This is a genomic window from Streptomyces sp. NPDC096311, assembly GCF_044763085.1.
In the GTDB taxonomy this organism is placed as follows: Bacteria; Actinomycetota; Actinomycetes; order Streptomycetales; family Streptomycetaceae; genus Streptomyces.
Map to the genome: position 1 here is coordinate 555,253 of NZ_JBIWFN010000004.1, position 17,789 is coordinate 573,041.

The window sequence follows — 17,789 nt, forward strand, 5'->3', positions numbered from 1 at the left end:
ACCTCCCGGACGCCGACCGCCTGCCTATCCTGACGAGGACCGACCACACCACGTACGCCAGTTAGTCACGTCCTAGGAGCAGCCCATGACGTCCGCCGTGCCCTCCGCCTCCTCCCGTATCGCCGTCGTCACCGGCGCGAGCAGCGGCATCGGCGCGGCGACGGCCCGGCAGCTGGCCGCGGCCGGCTACCGCGTCGTGCTGACCGCCCGCCGCAAGGACCGCATCGAGGCGCTGGCCGAGGAGATCAACGCCACGGGCCACCAGGCGACCGCGTACGCGCTGGACGTCACGGACCGCGCCGCGGTCGACGAGTTCGCCGGCGCCTTCAAGACCATCGGTGTCCTGGTCAACAACGCGGGCGGCGCGCTGGGCGCCGACCCGGTCGCGACCGGCGACCCGGCCGAGTGGCGCCAGATGTACGAGACGAACGTCATCGGCACACTGAACATCACCCAGGCCCTGCTCCCGGCGCTCACCGCGAGCGGCGACGGCACGGTCGTCGTGCTGTCGTCGACGGCGGGGCACGGCACGTACGAGGGCGGCGCGGGCTATGTCGCCGCCAAGCACGCCGAACACGTCCTCGCCGAGACCCTCCGCCTGGAGATCGTCGGAACGCCGGTCCGGGTCATCGAGGTCGCGCCCGGCATGGTCAAGACGGACGAGTTCGCGCTGACCCGCTTCGGCGGCGACACGGAGAAGGCGGCCAAGGTCTACGCGGGCGTGGCCGAGCCACTGACCGCCGACGACGTCGCCGACACCATCACCTGGGCCGTCACCCGCCCCAGCCACGTCAACATCGACCTCCTCGTCGTCCGCCCCCGCGCCCAGGCGTCGAACACCAAGGTCCACCGGGAACTCTGATGCCGCACGGGATGCCAGACGGAATGCCGGACGGGATACCGATCGAGGCGCCGGACGAGACGTCGGACGCGCCCTCCGCGGAGCGCCGCCACCTCGCCGCGGAGAAGAAGAACCAGCGTTATGTCTGGTGGTACCTCGCGTACTTCCTCTTCGGCATCCACATCGTGGCGTTCGTGATGATCTATGCGGTGACGCACGCGAAGTAGCCACCCGGGGTCGCTGGTCGTCACACGTAAGGTCCCTGGTCGTGAACCGACACATACCTTTCGCGCGTCTGCACAACTTCCGCGACCTCGGGGGCTACGCGACCGAGGACGGCCGAACGGTCCGCCGGTCCCGCCTGTACCGCGCGGACTCGCTCGGCAAACTGATCCCCGGGACGGCGGACTGGGAGCTCTTCCTCTCTCTCGGCGTCCGTACGGTCGTGGACCTCCGTTACCCCTGGGAGACCGAGTCGAAGGGCCGCGTCCCCGAGCACCCCTCCCTCGCATACCACAACCAGAGCATCGAGCACCGCCCGTACGACCAGGCGGCGTTGGGGCCGGAGGTGGCTCCCGGCCCGTATCTGGCAGAGCGCTTCGCGGAGGTCGCCGAGGACGGCACGAAGGAGATCCGCGAGACGCTGCAACTGATCGCGCGGGCGGCCGAGTCGGACACGCCCCTCGCCTTCCACTGCGCCTCGGGCAAGGACCGCACGGGCCTGGTGGCGGCCCTGGTCCTGTCCCTCCTGGGCGTCCCGGACCAGACGATCGTCGAGGACTTCACCCTCACGGAACGGGCCACGCCCCTCCTGGTGGCGGACTGGCGCACCGACAACCCCGACCGTGAACTGCTGTGGCCGGCCTACGGCACGGCCCCCGCCGAGATCATGACCCGGTTCCTGGCGACGATGAACTCCCGCTACGGCTCGGTCCAGTCGTACGTCACGGAGACCCTGGGCCTGGACACGGCCTTCACCTCGGCCCTCCGCGCGACCCTCCTCGAACCGGCCTCTCCCCTCACCTTCCGCCGCGCGACCGAGACCGACATCCCCACCCTGGTCCGTCTCCGGGACGAAGCGGCCCGCTGGCAGAAGCGGACCGCGCCCGACATCGAGCAATGGACACCGGGCCAGCTGGGCGAGACCCACTTCCGCACTCGCATCCAGGAGGGCGAGGTCTGGCTGGCCCACCTGGGCCCCGACGTGGTCGGAGCCTGCGAACTCTGGTGGGATGACCCGGCGGCCTGGGGCCTCCAGCCTCCGACGGCCGGGTACATCCACCGCCTGATGACCGACCATCGCACGGCCCCACCCGGCACCGGCCGCCACATCCTGGCCCACGCGGAGCGCCGCACAGCAGCCTCCGGCCGCCCGCTCTCCCGCCTGGACTGCATCTCCACCAACCCGCACCTGCGCCGCTACTACGAGGCCGCGGGTTACACGGTCGTCGGTGAACAGCCCATGAAAGACGGCGGCCTGGGCAACCCGTACGCGGTGACCCTCCTGGAGAAGCGCCTCCGCTGACTCGCAAGGGTGAACCGCATAGCTCACCCACAGCGCTCACTCGAACACGCCTGACAGCAGCCATGAACCAAGCAGAGGCCCCGGACAGACCGACTTGTCCGGGGCCTCCTTTTCCGGCTGCCTTTACCTCCGCGCGTCAACCCTTGACGCAGACGATCTGCTTCAGCTTCGCCACGACCTCCACGAGGTCGCGCTGCTGCTCGATGACCTGCTCGATCGGCTTGTACGCGCTCGGGATCTCGTCCACGACGCCCGAGTCCTTGCGGCACTCGACGCCCTGTGTCTGCTCCTCCAGGTCCCGCGTCGAGAACCGGCGCTTCGCCGCGTTGCGGCTCATGCGCCGGCCCGCGCCATGGGAGGCCGAGTTGAATGCCTTCTCGTTCCCGAGACCCTTCACGATGTACGAGCCTGTCCCCATCGAACCCGGAATGATGCCGAATTCTCCGGCCCGGGCGCTGATGGCCCCCTTGCGCGTGACGAGCAGGTCCATACCCTCGTAGCGCTCGATGTTGACGTAATTGTGGTGGCAGCTGACCTCCGGCTCGAAGGTCGGCTTCGCCTTCTTGAACTCCTTGCGGATCACGTCCTTCAGGAGCGCCATCATCAGGGTGCGGTTGTACTTCGCGTACTCCTGCGCCCAGAACAGATCGTTGCGGTATGCGGCCATCTGCGGGGTGTCCGCCACGAAGACCGCGAGGTCGCGGTCGACCAGCCCCTGGTTGTGCGGGAGCTTCTGGGCGACGCCGATGTGGTGCTCGGCCAGTTCCTTGCCGATGTTCCTGGATCCGGAGTGGAGCATGAGCCACACCGAATCGGATGTATCTACACAAACCTCAATGAAGTGGTTGCCCGAGCCAAGTGTCCCCATCTGCAGAGTTGCCCGCCCCTGCCGGAACTTGACCGCCTCCGCAACCCCGTCGAACCGCCCCCAGAAGTCATCCCACCCGGACGTGGCCAGCCCATGGAACCGCCCCGGCTCAACGGCAGTGTCATGCATCCCCCGTCCCACCGGAATCGCCTCCTCGATCTTCGACCGAAGCCGCGAAAGATCCCCCGGCAGATCATTGGCCGTGAGCGACGTCCTGACCGCGGACATCCCGCAGCCGATATCGACCCCCACCGCCGCCGGACACACCGCGTCGCGCATGGCGATGACCGAGCCGACCGTCGCGCCCTTGCCGTAGTGGACGTCCGGCATGACGGCGAGCCCCTTGATCCACGGGAGCGTGGCCACGTTCTGGAGCTGGCGCAGGGCCACGTCCTCGACCGACGCCGGGTCCGTCCACATGCGGATGGGCACCTTGGCGCCCGATATCTCTACGTACGACATAACATCCTCATTCCCCCGGCAAACGACAAAAGTCATAGAACGCAAAACCCGCACCAAGGTCGACGTATGGGACAACGGACCGGCGTCCACGGCTGTGCGTGCGATACACATTGTCTCCAGGGGCCGCCCCCGTGCGGCAACCCAATAACCACAGGACAGCACCACAGAGCATCCCGGCCACAGGCTCCGGGAGCCGTCGAGAGGAGCCCGACCGTGCAGCGGAAGGCGTACGTTCCCGGCATCGCCGCGCTCCTCGCGGCCCTGCTGGCCGGCTGCACCGGAGGTTCGGCGAGCAACGGCACGGCGGCCGACCCCAAGCCGGGCGACGTCAGCGTGAACACCCCGGCCGCCCAGCCGGGCAAGTACCGCACGCTCCCGGAGGCCTGCGCCGCGGTGAGCCACGACAGCCTGGACTCCCTGCTGCCCGGCATCAAGCAGATCACCGACCAGGACCAGCGCGACACGGCGTACGAGGGCCAGGCCACCCTCACCTACGACACCGACCGCCGCGTCGGGTGCGGCTGGAAGGTGGAGTCCACGGACGCCACCGACCATCTCAGCGTCGACTTCGAGCGCGTGGTCTCGTACGACAACGCGGTGAGCGACGACTCCCGCGCCCAGGACATCTACGCGACCGAGGAGACCGCGGCGAACCTCCCCGAGGCCTCCGCTTCGGCCACGCCGTCCGACACCGCTTCCGCCACCCCCTCGGCGCCCCCCTCCGCGTCCGCCTCCCCGACCTCCTCCGCCTCCGCCTCGACCTCGGCCGGCCCGAGCGAGACCCCCGCCGACCTCCAGCCCCGCAAGCTCAGCAGTCTGGGCGACGAGGCGTTCCTCAACGACAAACTCAACTCCGGCTCCGCGACGGCTCAGCAGCGCACCGTGACTGTGGTGTTCCGCACGTCCAACGTGATCGTGAGGATCGAGTACACCGAGCAGCCGACCGCTTCCACAGGCACCCCGGACAGCGAAGAAATGCAGGACAAGGCCCGGAATCTGGCACAGAAGCTGGTCGACCGGTTCAACGGCTAGCGGGTCCGCCGGGGCGCGGGGGCACCCCATGCGAACCCCTCGAACAGGAAACGCATGGCTGCCTCACCGCGTACCGTGGCCCCTCGGACCCGACCGGCCGCACCAGCCACGTGCGGTCGCACCACGAGCGCCACGAGTGAAGGAACCATGCACCGACCAGCACAGCGAGTAGGCCGAGCCCCGCGACTCACCCGCATCCTTGTCAGCGCAGCCGCCGTCCCGGTGGTGCTCGCCGCCGCCGGTTGTTCCTCGGACTCCGGCTCCGGCTCGGGATCGGGATCGAGCGCCGACAACGCCGCCCAGAAGGGCACGGCCGCGACCTCGTCCGCGTCCCCGAGCACCTCCGCGGACGCCGTCAAGCCGGCCGCGTACGCGACGCTGCCGTCCCCTTGCTCGCTGTTCTCGAAGAAGACGCTGGGCGAACTCGTACCAAAGGGCCTGAAGTCCGCCAAGTCGGGCAAGTCGGACGACGCGAAGGACCGCAGCAGCTGCTCCTGGAACAGCCTCGACAACAAGGGCGTCAAGGGTTCCCAGTTCCGCTGGCTGAACGTCTCCCTGCTGCGTTTCGACTCGGACGCGACCCGTGGTGAGGGCAACCAGCTCGCGCAGACCTACTACGACAAGCAGGTCAAGGACGCGCAGACGGTGACCGGCGCGACGGGCGCCCGGTCGGAGCCGGTCTCCGGGATCGGCGACGCGTCGACGGCGGTGCGCTACGGCCTGAAGAAGAAGGAAGGCTCCTTCAAGCAGCAGACGGTCGTGACGCGCGTCGAGAACGTCGTCGTCACGCTCGACTACAACGGTGCCGGTCTCGCCGGCGACAAGGCCCCCAGCGCGGACGACCTGACGAAGGCCGCGGAGAAGGCCGCCAAGGAGGCGGTGGCCGCGGTGGCCTCCGCGAACCAGGACGGCAGCCGGGCGACCACCGCCCCGTCGCAGTCGGCCTCCCCCTCCAAGTCCGCGAACCCCTCGAAGTCGGCTTCCCCGTCGGCGTCGGCCAGCTCCAAGCCCTCGGCCTCGGCATCGGCCACCAAGAAGAACTGACATTCGAGAAGTACTGACATTCAACGGGCGTCGGCGCGCAACTCGCCTGCCCAGCAGGGCATTTGACGGAGCCCGGTCACCTCATGGGCCGGGCTCCTGCCATACCGGCCGCCCGTGCGCCGTACACATGTGCCACCCTGTTGCGCGCAACAACACGCAAGGAGAGGGGAGTACAGGTGGCCGCGCCAATCCAGCTCACACGAATGCACCGGATTCTCATCGGTGTGGTCGTCGCCGGTGCGCTCGTCATCGCGGGTATCGGCTTCGCCGGCTCGTACGCGGCCGTGCGCGAGCTGGCCCTCAAGAAGGGCTTCGGGAACTTCGCGTACGTCTTCCCGATAGGCATCGACGCGGGCATCTGCGTCCTGCTCGCCCTGGACCTCCTGCTGACCTGGATCCGCATCCCCTTCCCGCTGCTGCGCCAGACGGCGTGGCTGCTGACGGTCGCGACGATCGCCTTCAACGGCGCGGCGGCCTGGCCGGACCCGCTGGGCGTCGGTATGCACGCCGTCATCCCGGTCCTGTTCGTGGTCTCCGTCGAGGCGGCCCGGCACGCGATCGGCCGGATCGCGGACATCACCGCCGACAAGCACATGGAGGGCGTCCGCCTCACCCGCTGGCTGCTCTCCCCGGTCCCGACCTTCCTCCTGTGGCGCCGGATGAAGCTGTGGGAGCTGCGCTCCTACGAGCAGGTCATCAAGCTGGAGCAGGACCGTCTCGTCTACCAGGCCCGCCTCCACTCCCGCTTCGGCCGCGCCTGGCGCCGCAAGGCCCCGGTGGAGTCGTTGATGCCGCTGCGCCTGGCCCGCTACGGCGTGCCGCTCGCCGAGACCGCCCCCTCCGGCCTGGCGGCCGCGGGCATCGATCCGGTGCTGCTGCCCCCCGCACCGCAGCTGGAGGTCGCGCGCGAGCCGGAACCGACGGCACCCGCCGTACAGAGCAACGCGGCGCCTGTCCGGGAACAGCTTCCCGCCGCCGAGGCGAACGAGCCCCCCGAGCAGCCGGAGGACTACGCCGAGCCGCAGAGCCAGTGGCTTCAGGCGCGGGACCCCCAGTCCATCGCGTATCAGGGCGGCTACGACCCGACGTACGACCCGGATGTCGCGTACCGGCAGTGGTACGAGGAGCAGCAGCAGGCCGAGCAGTTCGAGGAGCAGCAGCGGTTCCGGGCTCGGCAGCAGTTCGAAGAACAGCAGCGGTTCGAGCAGCAGACGTTCCCGCAGCAGCGGTACGAGGAGCAGCCTGCCCCCGCCCCGGAGCCCTCTCCGGAGGACACCGGTACCTTCCCGATCCCGTCCGGCCCGGGCCGTACCCGTGAGCTGGGCGCGGGCGGCGGCTCGGAGCCGACCGAGGAGGACTACTACCTGGTCTTCAAGAAGTCGATAGACGGCAGCTATCCGACCTCGGGCCAGTTCAGGGGCGACGTGGAGGCGACGTACGGCACCACGCTCCCGCAGCGCGAGGCCGACCGCATGGTCAACCGCTTCACCAACCGCCACACGGCGGAACTCCAAGAAGACCACATCGCGTAGGCACGTCGGCGTGCACAGGAAGGGGGCGCCCGGTGTTCACCGGGCGCCCCCTTCCTCGTACCGCCGCAGGCCCTACGCGCCGAGCAGCTTGCGCACCCGGTCCTGTCCGACCGCGAGCAGCAGCGTGGGCAGGCGCGGACCGGTGTCACGCCCGACCAGCAGGTGGTACAGCAGCGCGAAGAACGTGCGCTGGGCGACCTTGATCTCCGGCGGGAGCTCCTTGGCGGTCGCGTCGGCGGGGAAGCCGGCCTGGACCTTGGGGACGCCGTAGACGAGGTGGGTCAGGCCGTCCAGGGACCAGTTCTGCTCCAGTCCGTCGAGGAGCAGCCGCAGCGACTCGCGGCCCTGGTCGTCGAGCGACGTGAGCAGTTCGACGTCGGGCTCGTCGCGCACGACGGTGCGCTCCTCGGCCGGCACCTGGGTGTTGATCCAGGTCTCGGCCTTGTCGAGCCGGGGCCGGGCCTCGTCCAGGGAGGCGAGCGGGTTCTCGGGGTCGAGCTCGCTCAGGATCCGCAGGGTCTGGTCCTCGGCGCCGGCGGTGATGTCGGCGACGGAGGCGAGGGTGCGGTACGGCATCGGGCGGGGGGTCCTGGGCAGCTCTCCGGCGGCGGTGCCGACCGCGCGCGCGTACGCGGCGGCGTCGGCCGGGAGGACCGAGCCGTCGGCGACCTTGCCCGCGAGCTTGTCCCACTCGTCGTACAGCCGCTGGATCTCCTGGTCGAAGGCGATCTTGAACGACTGGTTGGGACGGCGGCGGGCGTACAGCCAGCGCAGCAGCTGCGGTTCCATGATCTGGAGCGCGTCGGCCGGGGTGGGCACCCCGCCCTTGCTGCTGGACATCTTGGCCATGCCGGAGATGCCGACGAACGCGTACATGGGCCCGATCGGCTGCTTGCCGCCGAAGATGCCCACGATCTGGCCGCCCACCTGGAAGGAGGACCCAGGAGAGGAGTGGTCGACCCCGCTCGGTTCGAAGATGACGCCCTCGTAGGCCCAGCGCATGGGCCAGTCGACCTTCCAGACCAGCTTGCCGCGGTTGAACTCGTTCAGCCGGACGGTCTCGGAGAAGCCGCAGGCGGAGCAGGTGTAGGCCAGCTCGGTGGTCTCGTCGTCGTACGAGGTGACGGTGGTGAGGTCCTTCTCGCACCGGCCGCAGTAGGGCTTGTACGGGTAGTACCCGGCGGCCGAGCTGCCGTCGTCCTCGGCGGCGGCGCCGGAGCCTTCGGCGGCTTCGAGCTCGGCCTCGTCGACCGGCTTCTGGCCCTGCTGCTTCTTCGCGGGGCCCTTCTTGGTCCGGTACTGATCGAGGATCGCGTCGATGTCACCGCGGTGCTTCATCGCGAACAGCACCTGGTCGCGGTAGACACCGGAGGTGTACTGCTCGGTCTGGCTGATCCCGTCGTACTCGACGCCGAGCTCGGCCAGCGCCTCGACCATGACGGCCTTGAAGTGCTCGGCCCAGTTCGGGTGCTCCGAGCCCTTCGGGGCCGGGACGGAGGTCAGCGGCTTGCCGATGTGCTCGGCCCAGGACTCGTCGATGCCGGGGACGCCGGCCGGGACCTTGCGGTAGCGGTCGTAGTCGTCCCAGGAGAGCAGGTGGCGCACGGTGTGCCCGCGGCGGCGGATCTCGTCGGCGACCAGGTGCGGGGTCATGACCTCGCGGAGGTTGCCGAGGTGGATCGGGCCTGAGGGGGAGAGGCCGGACGCGACGACCACAGGTTTGCCCGGGGCCCGACGCTCCGATTCCTCGATGACCTCATCCGCGAAACGGGAGACCCAGTCGGTGGTCTCGGTGCTCTGAGCCACGATCGGCACGTCCTTCTTTCTCATACGCCAGTACGGCTGACGCCACCATTCTCCCAGCTCGGGCGTGAACCGCGAAAACGGCTTTTCACCGCATGGGATACTGGCTTTCCTGTACTCAGAAACTCCCGGAACCCGAGCAGAACGGCAGCCACTCCATGGCCTCGGTCACGTCCCTCACCGCCTCCGTCCACCAGCGCCTCGCGGACGCCCTCTCGGCAGCCCTGCCGGAGGCCGGTTCCGCGGACCCGCTGCTGCGACGAAGCGACCGGGCCGACTTCCAGGCCAACGGGATCCTGGCCCTCGCGAAGAAGGCGAAGGCGAACCCGAGAGAGCTGGCGACGCAGGTCGTGGCGCGGGTCGAGTCGGGTGACGTGATCAAGGACATCGAGGTCTCCGGGCCCGGGTTCCTGAACATCACGATCACCGACAAGGCCATCACCGAGAACCTGGCCGCGCGGTACGAGGACGGCGAGCGCCTCGGTGTGCCGCCGGCCGAGAACCCGGGCACCACGGTCATCGACTACGCGCAGCCGAACGTGGCGAAGGAGATGCACGTCGGTCACCTGCGTTCGGCGGTCATCGGCGACGCGGTGGTCCAGATCCTGGAGTTCACCGGCGAGAGCGTGGTCCGGCGCCATCACATCGGCGACTGGGGCACCCAGTTCGGCATGCTCATCCAGTACCTGATCGAGCACCCGCACGAGCTGGACCACAAGGGTGCGGCGGAGGTCTCCGGCGAGGAGGCCATGTCGAACCTGAACCGGCTCTACAAGGCGGCGCGGACGCTCTTCGACTCCGACGAGGAGTTCAAGACGCGGGCGCGGCGCCGGGTGGTCGACCTCCAGGCGGGCGAGCCCGAGACCCTCGCCATGTGGCAGAAGTTCGTGGACGAGTCGAAGATCTACTTCTACTCGGTCTTCGACAAGCTGGACATGGAGATCCGGGACCCGGACGTGGTCGGCGAGTCGGGCTACAACGACATGCTGGACGAGACCTGCCGTCTCCTGGAGGAGTCGGGTGTCGCGGTCCGGTCCGACGGCGCGCTCTGTGTGTTCTTCGACGATGTGAAGGGCCCGGACGGCAACCCGGTCCCGCTGATCGTGAAGAAGTCGGACGGCGGCTACGGCTACGCGGCGACCGACCTCTCGGCGATCAGGGACCGTGTCTTCAACCTCAAGGCGAACACCCTCGTCTACGTGGTCGACGCCCGTCAGTCCCTGCACTTCAAGATGGTCTTCGAGACCGCGCGCAGGGCGGGCTGGCTGGGCGACGACGTGCAGGCGCAGCAGCTGGCCTTCGGCACGGTGCTGGGCAAGGACGGCAAGCCGTTCAAGACGCGTGAGGGCGAGACGGTCCGGCTGGTGGATCTCCTGGACGAGGCGATCGAGCGGGCCACCGCCGTCGTGCGGGAGAAGGCCGAGAAGGTGGGCCTGAGCGAGCAGGAGATCGAGGAGAACGGCCGGTTCGTCGGCATCGGCGCCGTGAAGTACGCGGACCTCTCCACCTCCGCCGTCCGGGACTACAAGTTCGACCTGGACCAGATGGTCTCGCTGAACGGCGACACGTCCGTGTACCTCCAGTACGCGTACGCCCGTATCCGGTCGATCTTCGGCAAGGCCGGCGACCGTACGCCGCTGGCCCACCCGGAGCTCGAACTGGCTCCGGCGGAGCGGGCGTTGGGTCTGCACCTGGACCGGTTCGGGGAGACGCTGGACGAGGCGGCCGTCGAGTACGCGCCGCACAAGCTGGCTGCGTATCTGTACCAGCTGGCGTCGCTCTACACGACGTTCTACGACCAGTGCCCGGTCATCAAGCCGGCTCCCGCACAGGAGGTCGCGGAGAACCGCCTCTTCCTGTGCGACCTCACCGCCCGCACGCTCCACCAGGGCATGGCCCTGCTGGGCATCAGGACGCCCGAGCGCCTCTGATCTCCCGTAGGGCGCCCGGCGCGGCATGTCCGACCCCGTAGTGCCTGATCCCGTAGTACCTGATCCCGTAGTACCTGATCCCGTAGGCCGGTGACGCGCCTGCGGGATCAGGCGTTTCCGCACCCGGACGCGCGTACGCACGATCACCCGGGCGGGTACCCCTGCCCGCCCGGGACTGTTACTCACTTTCGGGTGACAGCGGAGGTCGTGGACGGGTGGCGCGGCATGGCGAAGAAGTGGCGCAGGCCAGTACTGATGCAGCCACACCCCCCGAAGGGGCGTCAACCCGACACACCTTCACAAAACGTGCACACTACAGGCGACTATCACGACAATGTCGTTGATCAGCAACGCCCTCCGATTCCGGGACGTAGCGGAGCACTTCAGTCGGCAAGCTATGCGGTGTCCGGCCAGCAGGCCGGGTGCACAAAAACAGCGGGCCGACGGCACGATCCTGTCGCCATGGCCCGCCAGTACCCCAAGGGGGCACCCATGACCGCTTCGCAGACCTTCACGGCCCGTCGCCTGGCCGCCGCCGCTCTGTCCGCCGCCGCACTGGTGGGGGCAGCCGCCCTGCCGGCGGCGGCCGACGGAGCCGCGCCGCGCGGTTCGCAGGTGGAGATCAGCAAGGTCCAGTACGACGCCCCCGGACACGGCTCCAGGTCCAACCGCTCGCTGAACGAGGAGTGGGTGCAGATCACCAACAGCGGACGCCGCAGCGTGAACCTGGACGACTGGACGCTGTCCAACCGTCAGGGCCGCGTCTACACGTTCCACCACCTGCGTCTGGACGGCCACTCCACCGTCCGCGTCCACACCGGCGTCGGCCGTGACACCTACCGCGACGTCTACCAGGACCGCCGCAACTTCGTCTGGGACGACCGCAAGGACACCGCCACGCTCCGCAACGACCACCGTCGCGTGGTCGACACCATCTCCTGGGACGCCAGGCACCACGGCGACGACGGCCGTGGTCACGGCAGCGACCGCGGCCACGGCGACGACCACGGCCGCGGCCCGGGCCACGGTCACCGCTGACCCCGAGCGGGTCGGGACCGGCGCACGGACTGCGCCTTCCTCGACCCGCGCCTGACCCTCTTCGCGCGGCGTGCCACGAACCACCTGTGGCACGCCGCGCACGTGTGCCCCGGCCGTCCAGGACCTCGTGGGCGGACCCCGAGGCGCGTTGTCAGTGGCGGGCCCTAAAGTCACCGGCATGGCGACACTTCCGAACCCGCTGCCCTCGCTGGCGGCAGATCCGAGCGGGCGCGCGCTCGGCCTCGAACTCCCGCCCGGGAAACTGATCGACGCTGGGGGTACCTCCCACGCCCTTAAGGCAGTGGGGGAGAACGAGGGCCCCTGGCACGAGCCGTTGCTGTGGCACGCCGAGGCGTCGGCCGCTCCCGGAGACTGGGCCACGCTGGGTTCCGCCCCGCGCACGGCCGGCCTGCTTCCCCTCCTCATAGACGTCGGCGGCAGCCAGGGCGGCCCGGAGGAATGGGAGTTGATGCCCGAGGAGACGTCCTATCCGGGGGATCACGACGCCGACGAGGTACTGGCGGGGTACTGGGAGGAGTACGCGGAGGACGAGCGCGAAGCCGACGCGGACTACCCCGGCAAGGAAGCGGTCACCGAACTCTTCGGTGAGGCAGAGGAGTTCGCCGAGACGATCGCGCCGCACGGCGTGCAGTGGCCCGGCCTGGCACCGGCCACCGCGCCCGAGGCGGACGCGGACGACCGGGCCACCGAGGTCGCCGACTCCCTCGCGGGCGGCGGCTCCTGGCTGAAGGAGCCGCGCCTCGCCCTGGTCCCGGCGCGTCGCAGCGCGGACATCCCGGCGGCGATCGGCTGGTCCGGTCCGGTGAACTACGAGGGCGACGTGGCCCGCCTGTGCGCGGTCCTGCGCTCCTGGGAGGACCGCTTCGGCATACGGGTCGTGGCCCTCACCTTCGACCAGCTGGTCCTGTCGGTGGCGGCCCCGCCCACGACGGCGGCCGAGGCCGAGGCGGTGGCCGCCGAGCACTTCGCCTTCTGCCCGGACAACATCACGCAGGGCGAGAGCGAGACGCTGCGCGCGTACGCGGCGGACGAGGTGCTCGGCAGGCGGGTGTGGTCCTTCTGGTGGGACTGACCGGTCCCTCGTCCACCGAAGCGTAGAAGGACGGCCGGTCTTTTTGGGGGGCGCGGGGAACCGCGCCCCCCACCCGCCCGCAGGCGGCGAACGCACCCGAGAGTCAGGGCTTGATGCCCGTCACCGCGTACACATTGATGTCCGCGTCCGTCACGTCATTGATGTCGCGATAGCGGACCTTCTCGATCTCGTCGAGGGTGGCAAGGTACGCGGGATCCACCTTCTCGGGCAGCGGAGCCGCACCGTCGGGCCGCCAGCGGTGTACGGGCACGACACCCGGCTCCTCCACCTCGAGCCCGTTCTCCGTGAAGAACCGCTCCACCTCGGCCCTGGAGCGCAGCACGAACGTGAACCCCCGCTCGGTGAACGTCCGCTGAACCGCCCGGATGTTCTCCGCGTTGAGGTCCTCGGTGAGGTGGCTGAGCACGAGCCGGCTGCCCGAAGGCAACGCCTCCACGAGCTCACGCACGATCGGATAGGCCGCCTCGTCCTCGATGAAGTGCAGGATCGCCACCAGCACGAGCGCGATCGGCTGCTCGAAGTCGAGGGTCTTCGCGGCCTCTTCGAGTATCCGCGCGGGCTCCTCGAGGTCCGCGTCGATGTAGTCCGTCTGCCCCTCGGGCCCGCTGGTGAGCAACGCACGCGCGTGAGCGAGCACAACGGGGTCGTTGTCGACGTACACGACCCGCGACTCCGGAGTGATCCGCTGCGCGATCTGGTGGACGTTCTCCTGCGTCGGCAAGCCGGTACCGATGTCCAGGAACTGGCGGACACCCGCTTCCTGGGTCAGCGTGGTGACCGCCCTGCGCAGGAAGTCCCGGTTGTGCCGGACATCGAGGTACCCGCGCGGATTGGCCGCGATCGCCGCGGCGGCCGCGGACCGGTCGACCGGGTAGTTGTCCTTGCCCCCGAGGAACACGTCGTAGACGCGCGCCGGGTGCGCCTTGGTGGTGTCGATCCTCCTTCTCAGCTCGGCGGGGTCCTGGCTGAGAGCATCACCGGGCATAAAGCCTCTCCCTGGAGAGTCGCGTCATTCAACGGGCAACAACCTAACTCCTAGGGGGACTTGATCGTGCCCGTCTCCTGGCTAACCTGTCGCGGCCGTCCCCCACTCGCTGCCGCCCAGCGGATAGTCGTACGCGGGCCGCCCCACATTCCCGCTCGTCCGGAACGGCTTCCCGTTGTCGTCGATACGCACCGTGCCGCTGCGCGCTCCGCTGGACCAGTCGAGCTCCAGGTACCAGCTCACGTCGTGCGCCCGCGCGTCCGCGAAGACGTAGAAGACCTCGGGATCGGACTCGCTGACCTTGTAGGGGAAGTCCCGCTGCCCGGCCTTGGGGGTGGTCACGGGCCGCCCCGCGTCGAGATCCACGGCGAAGGACTTCGTCTCCACGCCGCCGCCGCAGCCGACGCCCATCGCGTAGTCGTTCCAGGCGAGCGGCGCGTTCTTCCCCACCACCCGCACGTGCAGCCCGTCCAGGACCACGGTGGCCTTCCCGGTCCCCTGCACGGTCAGCGCGAGCATCTGCTCCTGACCGGCGACCCCGCCGAGCGCCGTGACCCACCCGCGCGCGTCCGACTCGTTCGGCGGCGGGGGCACCTGCTCGGCCTTCCGGTTCACCAGGTAGTGCTGGCTGCACGGGCCGTCCCACTTGTACGGGTTGGCGGCCACGAGGGGCGCGGTGGCGCCGTCGGCGATGTCCTGGCCCGTACTGCCCGAAGCCGCCGTCGAGACGGACGCCTCGGGCTCAGCGACGTGCGAGGCGGAGACGGAGGCGCTGACCGAGGCGGACGGCTCCCCGTGCTTGCCGTCAACCGACGCCGTCCCCCGCGGACTCTCCCGGGGACCGGACGACGCGGCGGCCCCCAGGACCTCCCGCCCCCCGCTCCCGTCACTCCTGCCGTCCGGCACGAACCGCACCGCGAGCGCGGCGGACGCGAGCACCGCGACGACGGCGACCGAGGCGAGGAGGACCGTACGCCGTCGCCGCCCCCTGCTCGAAGCCTCACCCGAGGGCCCGCCGACACCCTCCGAAGCCACACCCGGCTCCCCCGAGGAGCCCTCCGCCCCCACCGGCGTCACGGCCGCCGCACCCGTCACGGACTCCATGTCCGCCACGGACTCCGTGTCCGCCACAGGCACCACATCCGTCACAGGCGCCGCATCCGTCACGGGTGCCGCGGACGCCCCCTTCTGCCCCCGCAGTACATCCGCCCGCACCCACCGCCGATGCAGCTCCACCAGTTCCTCCGGAGTCGCCCCGCACACACGCGCGAGCCGCTCCACAGGTGCGTAGTCCGTCGGTACGGCGTCCCCGTTGACGTACCGATGCAGCGTGGACGTACTCACGTGCAGCCGCTTCGCGAGCACCCCATAACTGAGTCCGGACCGCTCCTTCAGCTCCCGCAGCAGCCCCGCGAACTCGTCCCCGTCCACCGTTCCTCCATCCCCCGCGTCCCGGTCCGCGTTCCAGGGGGCCGGTATTCCCCCTGGTCAGACCCCCTACGAACGTTCCGGTGTCCCGTATCCCCCGGCAACCGTGGCGCCCGGGACGGATCAACCGACAAGCTGTGGTCATCCAAGCACGCCGCTCCCCTCGACCGGTCGAGCGGCCACCGACCAGCCACACCCACAGGGGGATCACCCATGTCCGCACGCACCGCCCGCACCCGCCTCCTCGCCGCCACGACGGTCGCGCTCGCCGCGCTCGCCCTCACGGCGTGCGACAACGGAAAGGGCGTACGTGACGAGGGTCCGTCGGCCGCGTCCAATTCCTCGTCTTCCTCGTCTTCCTCGTCGCAGCCGACCGGCTCCACGGCCGACGGCGGTACGGAGGCGAAGCCGGCGGGTGAGACCGGCGGCTCGACGGCCGTCCCCAAGAGCACCGCCACTCCGGGCACCAACACGACGGGCAGCAGCGGCGGCTCCGGCTCCGCGGGCAAGAACGGCGGAGGCACCACGACCACGCGCAACCCGGCCTGCAACGGCGCCAACACCAAGACCACCGCGACCGAGGTCTCCCGCCCCCTCAACCACATGCTCCTCAGCGTCACCAACACCGGTGCGAAGAACTGCGATCTGACCGGCTACCCGATCGCCCGCTTCGGCGAGGCCCAGTCGGTCCCGCCGGTCGCCGAGTCGACCCACCCCCAGGCGGTCGTCACACTGGCCCCCGGCGAGTCCGGCTACGCGGGCGTCCTGCTCTCGGCCGCCGACGGCAGCGGCGACAACGGCTACACGGCCAAGACCCTCGTCGTCGGCTTCGCCAAGGGCCGCAGCGCGACCCCGGCGCTCCCGGCGAAGGGCGTGTACGTGGACGCCAAGCTCTCGGTGACGTACTGGCAGCAGAGCCTCGACGACGCGCTGGCCTACTGAGCGGTCGCCGAGCCCTGTCGGAGCTTCTGCGCGGCCTCGGTGGCCCAGTAGGTGAGGATGTTCTGGGCGCCGGCCCGCTTGATGCCGGTCAGCGTCTCCAGGATCGCCTTGTCGCGGTCGATCCAGCCCTTCTCCGCCGCCGCCTCGATCATCGAGTACTCGCCGGAGATCTGGTAGGCGGCCACGGGGACGTCGACAGAGTCCGCGACCCGCGCCAGGATGTCCAGATACGGTCCCGCCGGCTTCACCATCACCATGTCGGCCCCCTCCTCCAGATCGAGGGCCAACTCCCGCAGGGACTCCCGCGCGTTGGCGGGGTCCTGCTGGTACGTCTTGCGGTCGCCCTTCAGCGAGGAGGCCACGGCCTCCCGGAAGGGCCCGTAGAAGGCGGAGGAGTACTTCGCGGTGTAGGCGAGGATGGCGACGTCCTCGCGCCCGATCTGGTCCAGGGCATCCCGGATGACCCCGATCTGCCCGTCCATCATCCCGCTCGGCCCCACCACGTGGGCCCCGGCGTCGGCCTGGACCTGGGCCATCTCGGCGTACCGCTCCAGGGTCGCGTCGTTGTCGACGCGACCTTGCGCGTCGAGCACTCCGCAGTGCCCGTGGTCGATGGTCTCGTCGAGACACAGATCGGACATGACGATCAGTTCGTCGCCGACCTCGGCGCGCACATCGCGGAGAGCGACCTGAAGGATCCCGTCCGGGTCGGTCCCGGGAGTCCCGACGGCGTCCTTCTTCGAGTCCTCCGGCACTCCGAAGAGCATGATCCCGGAGATCCCGGCCTCCACGGCCTCCAGCGCGGCCTTCTTCAGGCTGTCGCGCGTGTGCTGCACGACGCCGGGCATCGCCGCGATGGGTACCGGCTCGTTCACGCCCTCCCGTACGAACGCGGGGAGGATGAAGTCGGCGGGGTGCAGCCGGGTCTCGGCGACCATGCGCCGCATGACCGGCGTCGTACGCAGCCGCCGCGGCCGCGTACCGGGGAAGGATCCGTACTTCGTCATGCCCCTACGCTACGCCCGCCCCTCGACCCCCCTTGCCGACACCGTGCCGGTACCCGGTTCGCTCGACTGACGGCCGGTGGGGCTCCGGGATACCGGGGCGGCGCCCCCGGCCCCCCGGGCGCGGGGGGGGGCGCCCCCCCCCCCCCCCCACCCCCCCCCAAAAAAAAAGGGGGTGTTGGGGGGGGCCCCCCAACCCCCCCCCCCCCCCCACACACCCCCACCACCAAACACCCCACC

General features: G+C 69.9%; 15 protein-coding genes. 10 read left to right on the forward strand and 5 right to left on the reverse strand.

The genetic code is table 11. From position 1 onward, the window contains the following. Positions 1-85 precede the first annotated feature (85 nt). Genes ACIRA5_RS14160 through ACIRA5_RS14170 form a run of 3 tightly spaced genes read left to right on the forward strand, consistent with a single transcriptional unit; the run spans position 86 to position 2,366 of the window. Entirely contained in the window at positions 86-862 is a 777-nt protein-coding gene (locus tag ACIRA5_RS14160) for an SDR family NAD(P)-dependent oxidoreductase (protein ID WP_095853240.1), read from the forward strand. Between the two features lie 23 nt (positions 863-885). Beyond that, positions 886-1,068, forward strand: coding sequence for a hypothetical protein (locus ACIRA5_RS14165; protein ID WP_403690721.1), 183 nt, complete (start codon positions 886-888; stop codon positions 1,066-1,068). 41 nt (positions 1,069-1,109) lie between these two features. Next, complete coding sequence (locus ACIRA5_RS14170) at positions 1,110-2,366, forward strand: GNAT family N-acetyltransferase (protein WP_403690667.1); 1,257 nt, start codon at positions 1,110-1,112, stop codon at positions 2,364-2,366. 136 nt (positions 2,367-2,502) lie between these two features. Here ACIRA5_RS14170 and ACIRA5_RS14175 read toward each other — a convergent pair whose 3' ends face one another. Beyond that, on the reverse strand, positions 2,503-3,696 hold the full coding sequence (locus ACIRA5_RS14175) for an RtcB family protein (RefSeq protein ID WP_403690670.1): 1,194 nt from the start codon (positions 3,694-3,696) through the stop codon (positions 2,503-2,505). A 213-nt stretch (positions 3,697-3,909) separates the two neighbouring features. On the opposite strand from ACIRA5_RS14175, the gene ACIRA5_RS14180 reads away from it, so the two are divergent. The 3 genes from ACIRA5_RS14180 to ACIRA5_RS14190 all read left to right on the forward strand — a co-directional run bounded on the left by ACIRA5_RS14180 (position 3,910) and on the right by ACIRA5_RS14190 (position 7,304). Next, positions 3,910-4,728: a DUF3558 domain-containing protein gene (locus tag ACIRA5_RS14180; protein ID WP_403690672.1), complete on the forward strand. Its 819-nt coding sequence runs from the start codon at positions 3,910-3,912 to the stop codon at positions 4,726-4,728. Between the two features lie 147 nt (positions 4,729-4,875). Continuing rightward, positions 4,876-5,772 carry a DUF3558 family protein gene (locus ACIRA5_RS14185; RefSeq protein WP_403690673.1) on the forward strand — a complete coding sequence of 299 codons (897 nt, stop codon included), beginning with the start codon at positions 4,876-4,878 and terminating at the stop codon, positions 5,770-5,772. 203 nt (positions 5,773-5,975) lie between these two features. Continuing rightward, positions 5,976-7,304 carry a DUF2637 domain-containing protein gene (locus ACIRA5_RS14190; RefSeq protein ID WP_403690722.1) on the forward strand — a complete coding sequence of 443 codons (1,329 nt, stop codon included), beginning with the start codon at positions 5,976-5,978 and terminating at the stop codon, positions 7,302-7,304. 72 nt (positions 7,305-7,376) lie between these two features. Here ACIRA5_RS14190 and lysS read toward each other — a convergent pair whose 3' ends face one another. Beyond that, complete coding sequence (lysS, locus tag ACIRA5_RS14195; RefSeq protein WP_403690723.1) at positions 7,377-9,119, reverse strand: lysine--tRNA ligase; 1,743 nt, start codon at positions 9,117-9,119, stop codon at positions 7,377-7,379. Between the two features lie 146 nt (positions 9,120-9,265). On the opposite strand from lysS, the gene argS reads away from it, so the two are divergent. The 3 genes from argS to ACIRA5_RS14210 all read left to right on the forward strand — a co-directional run bounded on the left by argS (position 9,266) and on the right by ACIRA5_RS14210 (position 13,169). After that, positions 9,266-11,038, forward strand: coding sequence for an arginine--tRNA ligase (gene argS, locus ACIRA5_RS14200; protein ID WP_403690725.1), 1,773 nt, complete (start codon positions 9,266-9,268; stop codon positions 11,036-11,038). Positions 11,039-11,530: 492 nt separating this feature from the next. Continuing rightward, complete coding sequence (locus tag ACIRA5_RS14205) at positions 11,531-12,076, forward strand: lamin tail domain-containing protein (protein ID WP_403690675.1); 546 nt, start codon at positions 11,531-11,533, stop codon at positions 12,074-12,076. Between the two features lie 178 nt (positions 12,077-12,254). After that, entirely contained in the window at positions 12,255-13,169 is a 915-nt protein-coding gene (locus ACIRA5_RS14210; protein ID WP_403690676.1) for a DUF4253 domain-containing protein, read from the forward strand. A 103-nt stretch (positions 13,170-13,272) separates the two neighbouring features. Here the strand turns inward: ACIRA5_RS14210 and ACIRA5_RS14215 are convergent, their stop codons facing one another. Beyond that, positions 13,273-14,175: an SAM-dependent methyltransferase gene (locus ACIRA5_RS14215; RefSeq protein WP_403690677.1), complete on the reverse strand. Its 903-nt coding sequence runs from the start codon at positions 14,173-14,175 to the stop codon at positions 13,273-13,275. Between the two features lie 81 nt (positions 14,176-14,256). Next, positions 14,257-15,606 carry a helix-turn-helix domain-containing protein gene (locus tag ACIRA5_RS14220; RefSeq protein WP_403690679.1) on the reverse strand — a complete coding sequence of 450 codons (1,350 nt, stop codon included), beginning with the start codon at positions 15,604-15,606 and terminating at the stop codon, positions 14,257-14,259. Between the two features lie 210 nt (positions 15,607-15,816). Here ACIRA5_RS14220 and ACIRA5_RS14225 point away from each other — a divergent pair, with 210 nt between their 5' ends. Continuing rightward, entirely contained in the window at positions 15,817-16,545 is a 729-nt protein-coding gene (locus tag ACIRA5_RS14225) for a DUF4232 domain-containing protein (RefSeq protein ID WP_403690680.1), read from the forward strand. Here the strand turns inward: ACIRA5_RS14225 and hemB are convergent. Continuing rightward, a complete protein-coding gene (gene hemB / locus ACIRA5_RS14230; protein WP_403690682.1) occupies positions 16,539-17,552 on the reverse strand; it encodes a porphobilinogen synthase in 1,014 nt (337 codons plus the stop codon). The genes ACIRA5_RS14225 and hemB overlap by 7 nt on opposite strands. Positions 17,553-17,789 lie beyond the last annotated feature (237 nt).